The sequence below is a fragment of the Afipia massiliensis genome, assembly GCF_014203115.1.
Taxonomy (GTDB): Bacteria; Pseudomonadota; Alphaproteobacteria; order Rhizobiales; family Xanthobacteraceae; genus Afipia; species Afipia massiliensis.
Map to the genome: position 1 here is coordinate 1,015,488 of NZ_JACHIJ010000001.1, position 11,125 is coordinate 1,026,612.

General features: G+C 60.6%; 9 protein-coding genes. 3 read left to right on the forward strand and 6 right to left on the reverse strand.

Features of this window, described 5'->3' with window-relative positions:
- Positions 1-95: 95 nt before the first annotated feature.
- The 4 genes from HNQ36_RS04645 to HNQ36_RS04660 form a co-directional block, all read right to left on the reverse strand.
- Complete coding sequence (locus HNQ36_RS04645) at positions 96-1,073, reverse strand: oxamate carbamoyltransferase subunit AllH family protein (RefSeq protein WP_184082733.1); 978 nt, start codon at positions 1,071-1,073, stop codon at positions 96-98.
- A gap of 172 nt (positions 1,074-1,245) precedes the next feature.
- Positions 1,246-1,995 carry a TetR/AcrR family transcriptional regulator gene (locus HNQ36_RS04650; RefSeq protein ID WP_184082734.1) on the reverse strand — a complete coding sequence of 250 codons (750 nt, stop codon included), beginning with the start codon at positions 1,993-1,995 and terminating at the stop codon, positions 1,246-1,248.
- Positions 1,996-2,191: 196 nt separating this feature from the next.
- Positions 2,192-3,403, reverse strand: coding sequence for an amidohydrolase family protein (locus tag HNQ36_RS04655; protein ID WP_184082735.1), 1,212 nt, complete (start codon positions 3,401-3,403; stop codon positions 2,192-2,194).
- A 55-nt stretch (positions 3,404-3,458) separates the two neighbouring features.
- Positions 3,459-4,490 carry a polysaccharide deacetylase family protein gene (locus HNQ36_RS04660; protein WP_184082736.1) on the reverse strand — a complete coding sequence of 344 codons (1,032 nt, stop codon included), beginning with the start codon at positions 4,488-4,490 and terminating at the stop codon, positions 3,459-3,461.
- A gap of 218 nt (positions 4,491-4,708) precedes the next feature.
- On the opposite strand from HNQ36_RS04660, the gene HNQ36_RS04665 reads away from it, so the two are divergent.
- Genes HNQ36_RS04665 through HNQ36_RS04675 form a run of 3 tightly spaced genes read left to right on the forward strand, consistent with a single transcriptional unit; the run spans position 4,709 to position 9,310 of the window.
- Positions 4,709-5,860, forward strand: a complete 1,152-nt coding sequence (locus HNQ36_RS04665) for an ABC transporter substrate-binding protein (protein ID WP_246395255.1) — start codon at positions 4,709-4,711, stop codon at positions 5,858-5,860.
- 37 nt (positions 5,861-5,897) lie between these two features.
- On the forward strand, positions 5,898-6,773 hold the full coding sequence (locus tag HNQ36_RS04670; protein WP_046829148.1) for a branched-chain amino acid ABC transporter permease: 876 nt from the start codon (positions 5,898-5,900) through the stop codon (positions 6,771-6,773).
- Positions 6,770-9,310: a branched-chain amino acid ABC transporter ATP-binding protein/permease gene (locus HNQ36_RS04675; protein WP_184082738.1), complete on the forward strand. Its 2,541-nt coding sequence runs from the start codon at positions 6,770-6,772 to the stop codon at positions 9,308-9,310. The genes HNQ36_RS04670 and HNQ36_RS04675 overlap by 4 nt, the downstream gene beginning before the upstream one ends.
- A gap of 68 nt (positions 9,311-9,378) precedes the next feature.
- On the opposite strand, the gene HNQ36_RS04680 is transcribed toward HNQ36_RS04675, so the two are convergent.
- Positions 9,379-10,779, reverse strand: coding sequence for an NAD(P)(+) transhydrogenase (Re/Si-specific) subunit beta (locus tag HNQ36_RS04680; RefSeq protein WP_184082739.1), 1,401 nt, complete (start codon positions 10,777-10,779; stop codon positions 9,379-9,381).
- 13 nt (positions 10,780-10,792) lie between these two features.
- The gene (locus HNQ36_RS04685) at positions 10,793-11,113 is read right to left on the reverse strand and encodes a proton-translocating transhydrogenase family protein (protein ID WP_046827661.1); all 321 of its coding nucleotides are present in this window, start codon (positions 11,111-11,113) and stop codon (positions 10,793-10,795) included.
- Positions 11,114-11,125: the final 12 nt, after the last annotated feature.

An 11,125-nucleotide genomic window follows, 5' to 3' on the forward strand; every position in this document is an offset into this window, starting at 1 on the left:
AACACCGGAAACACCGCCACAGACAAGAACTGCTCCGAACACTGAGTCCGGAGCAGCCAAGGCTGGGGAAAGCCTGCGGCGCAAATGCGCTTGTGTTAGGTGCCGATGGAAATCGAGCTTCGTTCTTTATAGCTGGCAAAGTTCCGCTCGACCGCTCGCAGCGCAATCAAGACACCTGCAAAGCCGTCGCGGCCCGAGCTGTGACCGATCGCCGATACCGCGGCCAAAGCCTGCTCAACACGACCCACCTCTCCTGTCATCGTGGCGTGAATTGCAACGTGCATTGCGGCGGCTCCGTAGCCCAGCGCCGCTGTCCGCAAATGCACCCGGCTGATGTCGTTGGTGCGATCAAGATGCTCGCGGCAGATCCGCCACAGCAAATCCCGCACATTCAACAGATCGAGCGCCGCCAGCGCGATCAGCGCGCCCCCGATCAGATCATCGCCGGACGGAGTGAGACCGGGCCCAAGGCCGATCAGATTGACAAGCTCCGCACAGTCCGCAGGCGACGGAGTGCGCTCATGGAGCGCATCTATGATGATGCGATCGAGAGCGGCGGTTCCTGCTGAAGCGGCTGCGAGAAGTGGCGTAAGCTTTGCGGGGAGTAGCGCACAACCCGCCGCTGCCAATCCCTCCTCCACCGAACCCACACGCCAGAATTCGTCAACAGCGCCGAGCCCGATCCGCAAACCGGCACGCGTCCAACCGGGCGCCAGCTCTGGCTTCCAGATGGAGGCGCCATCGAACGTGGCGAACGGCTTGTTGTCGATAACAAGGATCGAGCCAGTCACCGCGACCGCAGCCCCGACCGTTGGCCAACACTGTGGCCGACGCTGGCACAAGACGTGCAGCGGACCAGAGCCAAGATGCGGGAGGCCAACACAAATCCACTGGCTGCCGAGCACAGCGTAAAAAGAGCGATCGAAAATAGCGACAACCCGGCCGTTGCTTTCAACCTGAAGGACCTTTTCGGCAAGCAAGCCTAGCTCACCAATGGCCGGAACTTGGCGAATTTCAGCTCGCCCGGGCTGTAGGGCGCGCTCCGAAGTTTGTATTCGATCCGCAATCATCATACCGAGATTCCGCGCCGCAAATCGGCAAGAAAACCGCCTGCATCCTTAAAGTAATAATTCTCTTACTTAACGTTGTCAAATGACAACTCCAACCGCGAAAGCGGCCGGCGAATTATTACAAGGGCATGCTCAGGAGTGGACCGCTGCGCGCGCGGTCGCAAAAGTCGAACAACTATACCAAGTCGGACGCTTTGCCACGCACAGGCGAGAGCTTCGGCGAGGACACTTTTTTGCCGTCCTTGCGCAGCGCATCAGGGGCCATCAACCATGTCGCGATGACATCGTGAGTGTGCATGCGGCGATCAGCGAGCCATTGCGGATCGCTCAGGTCCTTGTCGAACATCAACGACAGCGTGTGCCGGTTCGACACATGGAAGTAGCTGAATGCGGTAATCGTCACGTAGAGCTGGATAGGATCTATCCCGCTGCGGAAAATACCTGCCGCCGCTCCGCGCCGCAGAATGTTCTCGATGTTGGAAACAAGCGGCATGGTGAGCGCTGCAATTTTCCGGGATTTACGAAGGTATTTCCCGCGCTGCAGATTCTCGGTGTTGATCATAGCGATGTAGTCTTGGTGATTCTGAAAAAACGTGAACGTAAAATCGATGAGCTCCTGCAGAGCTGTCGCGGGGTCGAGGCTGTCCAGATTAAGCTGCTGTTCAGCAGCCCGGATCTCCGTATAGACGTGCTCAAGAGCAGCCAGGTAAAGCCCGTTCTTGTCTCCGAAGTAATGATACAGCAAACGCATATTGGCCTTTGCGCGCGCGGCAATCGCATCGACGCGCGCCCCGCCAAGACCATTCCGGCAGAACTCAAAAGTAGCTGCCTGCAGGATCGATTCCTTGGTGAGGGCAGAATCCCGCTTGCGCTTGCCCTCTGGCTTCTTTCGTACCGAACGCTTCTTTGCTGACGTCTCGTTCATCCGTGCACCTGGTCAACGCCTTTGAGAGCATCTGGCGACTTTAGCATGAGTTGCCGTTCCGGCGGGTCGTTCGACCTCTGAAACCTCGTTTTACGGGCGGCATTTGACAGCTAGCTACCACACAGGCCCGATTGCAATCAAATAACGGGAACGTCCATGCCACACCGTCGGCCATCCGGCGATCAAGGCACGTGTTTCAACGCCCATCGGCGGTCATCGCTCCGTTACTGGCAATCAGACGGCCCGTCTTATAAACGTCGCGCGGCTTCGGCCGGGAAATGACCGCTTCCTGGATGTGCTGCGCGCCGAGCACGAGGAAATCGGCTGCCCCACCTTCGACAAGGCCATAATCATCGATATTGAGCGCTTTCGCTGCGCTCGACGTCACCATATCGAAAGCAAGCGCGAGTTCCGCATCGGTATTGAAGCCCGAACGATACCCCACGATCATTGCCCGTTCGAGCAGATCGCCGTCGCCGTAAGGCCACCAGGAATCCCGAATATTGTCGTTGCCTGCGAACACGTTGACGCCAGCGTCATGAAGCAGCAGCACCGGCGGAAAGGCGTGGGCTCCGGGCGCGTTCGTCAGAATAGACACCCCCGCCTCTGCAAGCTGATTTGCCGCCCGCTGCGCGATATCGCGGGAAACCTGACCGAGCGCATAGGCGTGACTGATCGTTACCTTGCCGGCAAGCCCGAGCGCCTTGGTGCGCCGCGCGATCTCCTCGATTTCGAAGACACCGAGCAGATCGCCGTCATGCAGATGTATGTCGATCCCAACGCCATGACGTCCTGCGATATCGAAGATCGCATCAAGATGTCCTGCGATGTCGCCATCATAGCCAGCCGGATCGAGGCCTCCGACAAGATCGGCACCATTGCGCACGGCCTCGTCGAGCAATTCGCGCGTGCCAGGCGCCGTCACGATGCCGCTCTGCGGAAAGGCGACGATCTGGATCGACACCCTGTCGCGATGCGCATCGCGTACCGCCACGACTTGCTCGAGATTCCGCAATCCGATCTCCGGATCGATATCGACGTGGCTGCGCATATGGGTCGTTCCCTGCGTGACGCAGAGTTCGATCAGACCCGCGGCGCGCACGGGAATCGGCTTCGCCTTGGCAAGCTCCTGCTTTTCGAATTCAACCCGTTCGCGGACATTGAAGCCCGCAGTGCAGGGCCGATGGGGTTTCCACTCGTCGCCGATGAAGCCCTTGTCGAGATGAATGTGGCCATCGACGAGACCCGGCAGCACGAGACGACGGTTGATATCCAAGGTTTCACGCGCCGACACGGAACCGCGCTGATCGGAGGTGATCGCGGCGATGCGGCCATTCCTGATGGCGATATCGACAACGCGTCCATCGGACAGTCGTGCATTTCGAAACAGGGTGTCGAATTCAGTCAATTGAAGTCCCCAAAAAAAAATGTAGCCGCGAACGCGCCGTCGGCTTAGCGCTGCGTCAAGACGGAATGATCCCTTCCGGCAACGTGCAGCAATAGTCCGCGACGCCTCCAGCCGTCGTAATCCAGATGTCGCTGCGCTTCGCAACGATAGTCTGCAGCGCGCGCCGCAGTGGCCGCAGACGATGAGGCTGCCCCACGAGATAAGGATGCAGCGCGATTCCCATCACGAGGGATTGCTTCGTTGACTGCTCCAGCATTTCCTCGAAGGTATCGATGATCATCGCCGCGAACTGTTCGCCGGAATCTTTCCGGCCGACGATAGAGGGAATATCGTTAAGTTCCTGCGGATACGGCACTGAAAGAATGCGCCCGCCATCTCTGGTCGAAAACCATACGGGCTGGTCGTCCATGCACCAGTCCAGCAGATAGCTGTAGCCAGCCTCGGCCAGCAGATCCGGTGTAACCGACGATTGCGAAATCCAGGGCCCGAGCCAACCAGCCGGCGGACGCCCCTCCGCACGCGTGATGACCTCGGTGCACTCCTCGATCAGCAGTCGCTCCTGTGCTTGCGGCAATATGCCCTGCCGCTCCGAATTCGTCCGACCGTGACCGACCACCTCGGCTCCGCGCGCCCGAAAAGCATCCATCACCTCCGGACAGTAGTCATAGATGCTGCTGTTCGCGAGCACAGAGACCGGCAGTGACAGTTCATCGAAGAGGTCAATCAATCGCCAGACACCGACCCGGTTACCGTAGTCGCGCCATGCATAGTTCAGAACATCCGGCTGCGGCCCGCCGGGGCAAAGTTCCGCGCCCAAACCGTCGCCGAAGGCGAAGTGCTCAAGATTTAGGCCGATGTAGACCGCAAGGCGCTTGCCTTCGGGCCAGTTGAAGTCGGGTCGGCTGACGATGGCGCTATAGCCATAACGCCCGTGAGAAGGAACTTCGAGGGTTTGCCCTGATCGCTCGCCGGACGGCCTCGATACGTTACCCACATCTTGCTGGAAGCCTCCAACGTCGGGTGCGGACTTCACGACGTTGCCCAGTGTATTCGACGCGCCTGTCTGCGTGGCGGGTTTCTCGCCCATCCAAAAACTCCTTCAACGAGATGATGTGCGCTTGACATTCCAACTATAGTTGAAGAAAGTTTTTACTTCCGTCAAGCTTGCAGCAGATGAGCCGACGGGAAAGCTGGCGAGGTTGTTCTCGATGCCGAGAGCATAGCCCTTAGCGGGAGGTTACCAGAATGAAGCAGGTTTCGAAGTTGTCGAGTCGTTTTCTCTGCCGTGCGGCCATGTTCAGAAACATGGCCGGCGTAGCCTTCTCCACAGCGTTGTTGTTTTCATCCGGCGCATTGGCTGCAGACCCGATCAAGATCGGGCTTGTCACTGCCCTTTCGGGGCAATCGGCCCGGGCTGGCGAGGCGTTGACCCGCGGAGCCACCATCGCCATCGAAGAAATCAATGCGAAAGGCGGCGTCCTTGGCCGTCCGCTCGAACTGGTTCGCCGCGACGACGAAAGCAATCCGGCCAAGGGTCTGATCGCAGCGCGCGAACTGATCCAGCGCGAGAAGGTTGCCGCGCTGATCGGCGGTCTCGACACTCCGGTCGCCCTCGCGATTGTACCGTTCGTCAACAACGCCAAGATGCCTTTCGTGGTGCCATGGGCCGCCGGCACCGCCATCACCCAAAATGGTGCCAGCTCGAACTATGTATTTCGCGTCTCGGCCATGGACGATGAAGTCGACAAGGCTATCGTTCAGTTCGCGCGCAAGACCTACGACACCAAGAAGCCTGGCCTGATTCTCGTCAACAATCCCTGGGGCGAGTCGAACGAGCATGGTCTCAAGTTGGCAATGAAGGCCGCTGGTACCGAACCCGCCGGGATCGAGAAGTTCGAAGGCAACGACGTGGATGTCGTGCCGCAGCTATCGCGGCTGAAGCAGGCCGGAGCCGACACGCTCTTCCTGGTCGGCAACGTTGGTCCGGCTTCACAGGTGGTGAAATCGCTTGACCGCATGGGCTGGGCACCGCCGATCGTCTCCCATTGGGGTCCCGCCGGCGGCCGTTTCACCGAGCTCGCAGGCCCCAACGCCAAGAACGTGATCTTCGTGCAGACCTATAGCTTCTTCGGCGACCTCTCACCTGCCGGTAAGAAGGTGATGGCCGCATTGCAAGCGAAGTATCCCGACATCAAGGGACCTGCAGATGTCACTCCGGCTGTCGGCGTTGCCAATGCCTATGACACCGTCCTGATGATCGCGAGCGCAATCCAGAAAGCCGGCAAGACCGACCCGACAGCGATCCGTGATGGCTTCTATGCAATCGACCGTGTCGATGGCCTGATCAAGACCTACGAGAAGCCCTTCACACAGACAAAGCACGATGCCCTCACGGAGAACGACTACATCTGGACCCGGTTCGAGGACAACCGCATCCTTCCGTTCGTGAAAAAGTAAACCGGCTCGTTAGTCGACAACCAGCACAGGCTCGCACATGTCAATTCTTCCTGCGATTATCACAGGATTAGCACTCGGCAGCATGTACGGGCTGCTCGCGCTTGGCTTTCACGTTACTTACGCAGTATCCGGCACGGTAAACTTTTCCCAGGGAAGCTCTATGACCCTGGGCGCCGTGGCCGGATACTTTTTTCTTGTTCTGTGGGGTTGGCCGGGCGCTCTTGGCATTCCGGCTGTCCTTGCGATCTGCGCCCTGTATGGCCTCATCATCGAACGCTATGCCGTGCGTCCGTTCGTGCAGCGCGGATCGGACAACTGGCTGATGGCCACCGTTGCCGTCGGCATCATTGTCGATAACCTCATGCTGTTTGTGTTCGGCAAAGAGCCTCGTGGCTTTCCATCGATCCTCGCAGTGAAACCGATCCAGATCGTCGAAGGAGCTGGCGTCTACCCGCTTCAGCTTCTGATACCTGTGGTCGGCCTGCTGCTGGCGACGGGTCTTCACCTGTTCACCCGCCGTACGCGCCACGGCGTCGCCATGCTGGCGGTCGTGCAGAATCCAAATGCAGCGCGCCTGATGGGCATCGACGTCAGCCGCGCCATCGCGGCGAGCTACGCGGTGTCGGCCGTTCTCGCCGGGATCGCGGCACTGCTGATTGCGCCGTTGTTCAACGTCTCCTCGGATATGGGGACGCTGTTCGGCATCAAGGCATTTGCCGCCGCGATCATCGGGGGCCTCGGAAGCGCATGGGGCGTGATGCTGGCCGGACTTTGTCTTGGTCTCATTGAGGTGTTCGCCACCAGCTATCTCGGCTCGGTCTACACCCAGATCATCACGTTTGCTTCCGTCATTGTCATCCTCGTAGTTCTGCCTCACGGGCTGCTCGGCCGCGCTGGAGTTAAAAAGGTATGATGTCCCGCACATCTCTCCTCGCCGCCGGCGCTGTGCTGGCGATCGCCCTTGGCTATACGGCGATCGCCGATAGCTACGCGGTCTTTCTTATCGCCACCATTTCTCTGACGGCGATTGCTTGCATTGGCCTGAACGTTCTGCTCGGACTGGCTGGGCAGATCTCGCTGGGTCATATCGGCTTCATGGCGATCGGCGCCTACACAACGGTGCTTCTGATGGAAAAGGCCGGCTGGCCCTATCTGGCAGCCACCGCAGCAGGCATCGTCCTTGTCAGTATCATCGGCGGCCTTCTCGCCATGCCGGCGCTACGTGTCAGGGGACCGTATCTCGCCATGGTCACGATCGCGTTCGGCTTCATCGTCGAGCATGGCACCGTCGAGTGGCGCGATCTCACCGGCGGCGGCAACGGCCTCGTCCTGACCGCTCCACCGACAATTTTCGGTATGCCGTTGTCGGAACGTGGCCTCGCGATCGCCAGCGTCGTTCTGGTCTTCGCTGGCATCATTCTGTTCGATCGGCTTAAGCGCAGCGGCTGGGGTTACGCCATGCGCGCTGCGCGCGATTCCGAGGTTGCGACACGTTCGATCGGTATCGACCTCGTTCGCGTTCGGACCATGGCTTTTGTCATTTCCGCCGCGGCCATGGCGCTGGCGGGAGCCCTGTTCGCTCCGCTTCAGGGGTATATCAGCCCGAGTTCATTTCCCTTCCTGCAATCGATCTTGTTGCTTTTCGGCGTCATGATCGGTGGGGCCGGATCGGCCCTCGGCCCGGTGATCGGTGCACTTCTTATCGTGCTGCTGCCGGAACTTCTGTCAGATCTGGCGGAATATCGCTTGCTCGCCTTCGGGCTTCTGCTGTTCGCCGTGCTGCGCGTCGCCCCTAACGGGATTGCCGGCCTGATCGCACAGCTCACCGCAAAATTCATTCCCACATCAAAACCGCAAACCGCGACAGAAGGCGTGGTCGCTGAACCGGACGCCCGGCTTCGGGTGGAAGGCAACAGCGTTCCTCCGCTCGACGTGGCGGATCTCTCGATCTCATTCGGTGGCGTCCGCGCGGTGCAGCACGTCTCGTTCACCGCAAAGCCAGGTGATGTGACGAGCGTGATCGGCCCCAATGGCGCGGGCAAGACGAGCGCCCTCAACCTGCTCTGCGGATTTTATCGCCCCAGTTCGGGCACCGTGAAACTCGGGGATCGCGACCTGACCGGTATGCCGTCGCACGCCCTCGCCCGCGTCGGCGTCGCCCGGACATTCCAGACCACGCAATTGTTCGGTTCTCTCACCATTATCGAAAATGCGCTTCTGGCAGAAACAGCGGGCAAGCTCGGCGGCATCGTCTCGCCGCTGCGCAACCCTGACACGGAACATTTCGCGCGAGCGCTGCTGCGCTTCGCAGGCGTCGAAGGCGACCTCGATCGACCGGCGGAGTCCTTGCCGCATGGCGAGAAGCGTCTGGTCGAGATCGCACGCGCATTGGCATTGCGACCGAAGGTTTTGCTTCTTGACGAGCCGGCCGCCGGCTTATCGAAAGGTGACAAGCAACGTCTGACGACGCTGCTGCGCCGCATCGCGGACCTCGGCATCGCGGTCATCATTGTCGAGCATGACATGCCTATGATCATGTCTCTCAGCGACCACATCGTCGTGCTCGACGGCGGCAAGCGCATCGCCATCGGTGAACCGGCCGCCATCCGGAATGATCCTCTGGTCCGGAAAGCCTATCTTGGCGACGCCGCTGCCAGCGAACAACGTCACCGCGCCGCCCGTCAGACCGGGCAAGAGACGATGCTCGAGATCAAGAAGCTCGACGCGTTCTACGGTCTGTCGCAGGCGCTTGAAGGCGTCGATGTCGTTGTTGCCAACGGCGAGGCGATCGCCGTTCTTGGCGCAAACGGTGCTGGCAAGACCACGCTGATGCGCTCGATCGCCGGCCTTGAGCCGCCGCGTGCAATGGGCGAAATTCAGCTTTCCGGCAAACGGATCGATAGTTTGCCCGCGCATGCACGGGCTCGTATCGGTGTTGTGCTGGTGCCGGAAGGACGGCAGGTATTTCCGGAACTTACTGTCCGGCAAAATCTGCAGCTTGGAGCCTACGCGCGCACCGGTATCGATCTGGATACCGAGGTCGAAGCCATGCTGACGCGCTTCCCGCGTCTCAACGAGCGCATCGATCATCGCGCCGGTCTGCTCTCCGGCGGCGAACAGCAAATGCTGGCAGTCGCCCGTGGCCTGCTGACCTCGCCGAAAGTGCTGATGCTGGACGAACCGTCGCTTGGCCTGGCGCCGCTTGTTGTCGAAGAACTTTTTGCGTCATTCGAAAGACTTCGCGTCGAAGGCATGACGCTCATTGTCGTGGACCAGATGGCCGGACAGGCTCTCGCCCTGGCCGACAGGGCCTATCTCCTCGAGACCGGCGCTATCGTGAAAAGTGGGGCGGCCGGAATTATTGCAGAGGATCCATCCCTCGAAGCCAGCTACCTGGGAGGAGAGGTCCAGACAAAGGCCGAACCTCAAACCACTATGGCGGCTTCGTAACGCACACTGGCGTCGGCTGACATAAAGCCGACGCCGCACTCTCATAGAGTTTCTTGAGGCGGCGTTGCCTACATCGCCTTGACGATGTTCTCGGTCATTTTCTTGGCGTCGCCGAGCAGCATCATGGTGTTGTCGCGATAGAACAGCGGGTTGTCGACACCGGCGTAGCCGGAGGCGAGCGAACGCTTGATGAACATCACGGTGCCGGCCTTCCAGACCTTCAGCACCGGCATGCCGTAGATCGGCGACTTCGGATCTTCTTCCGCCGCCGGGTTGGTCACGTCGTTGGCGCCGATCACGAAGGCGACGTCGGCCTGCGCGAACTCCGAGTTGATGTCCTCGAGTTCGAACACCTCGTCGTAGGGCACGTTGGCTTCGGCCAGCAGCACGTTCATGTGGCCGGGCATGCGGCCCGCGACCGGATGAATCGCGTACTTCACCTCGACGCCTTCCTTCTTCAGCGTGTCGGCCATTTCGCGAAGGGCGTGCTGCGCCTGTGCCACCGCCATGCCGTAGCCCGGCACGATGATGACCTTCTGCGCGTTCTTCATGATGAAGGCCGCGTCGTCCGCAGATCCCAGCTTGACCGGCTTGACTTCGCCGGTGCCCGCCGCGGCCGGACCGCCGCTGTCGCCGCCGAAGCCGCCGAGGATCACCGAGATGAAGGAGCGGTTCATCGCGTGGCACATGATGTAGGACAGGATCGCGCCCGAGGAGCCGACCAGCGCGCCGGTGATGATCAGCGCCGAGTTGCCCAGCGTGAAGCCGATGCCCGCCGCCGCCCAGCCCGAGTAGGAGTTGAGCATCGAGATCACGACCGGCATGTCCGCGCCGCCGATCGGAATGATCAGCAGGGCGCCGAGCACCAGCGCGATGATGGTGATCATCCAGAAGTCGAACGAGCTTTGCGAGACCACGAGGCCGTAGATGAAGAACACCAGCGCCAGCGCGAGCACGATGTTGATGATGTGGCGGGCCGGCAGGATGATCGGCGCGCCGCTCATGCGGCCACTCAGCTTGAGGAACGCGATCACCGAGCCGGTGAACGTGAGCGCGCCGATGGCGACGCCGAGCGACATCTCGATCAGGCTCGAGGCATGGATGCTGCCGCGGGCGCCGATGTCGAACGCGGCGGGCGCATAGAACGCGCCGGCGGCGACCAGCACCGCGGCCATACCGACCAGCGAGTGGAACGCTGCGACCAGTTCCGGCATCGAGGTCATCGGCACGCGCCGCGCGATCACCGCACCGATGCCGCCGCCGATAGCGATGCCGAGGATCACGAGGATCCAGCCGGTCGTGCTGGTCGGCGGATGCGCCGCCAGCGTGGTGACGATGGCGATCGCCATGCCGATCATGCCGAAGAAGTTGCCCTGGCGGGAAGACGCCGGGCTCGACAGGCCGCGCAACGACAGGATGAAAAGGACGCCAGCGACGAGATAGAGCAGCGCTGCGAGATTCGCGTTCATGTTCCCTGCCCCGTCACTTCTGCTTTTTCTTGTACATCGCCAGCATGCGCTGGGTGACAAGGAAGCCGCCAAATATGTTGATGCACGCAAAAACCAGCGCGATGAAACCGAACGCGCGTGCCCACAGCGGGCCGTCGTCGTTGCCGACCTGCGCAACACCGGTCGCCAGCAGCGCGCCGACCACGATGACCGACGAAATCGCGTTGGTGACCGACATCAGCGGCGTGTGCAGCGCGGGCGTTACCGACCAGACCACGAAGTAGCCGACGAAAACCGCGAGAACGAAAATCGACAACCGGAACACAAACGGGTCGACAGCCTCAATTCCATGCATGTCGGCTCTCCT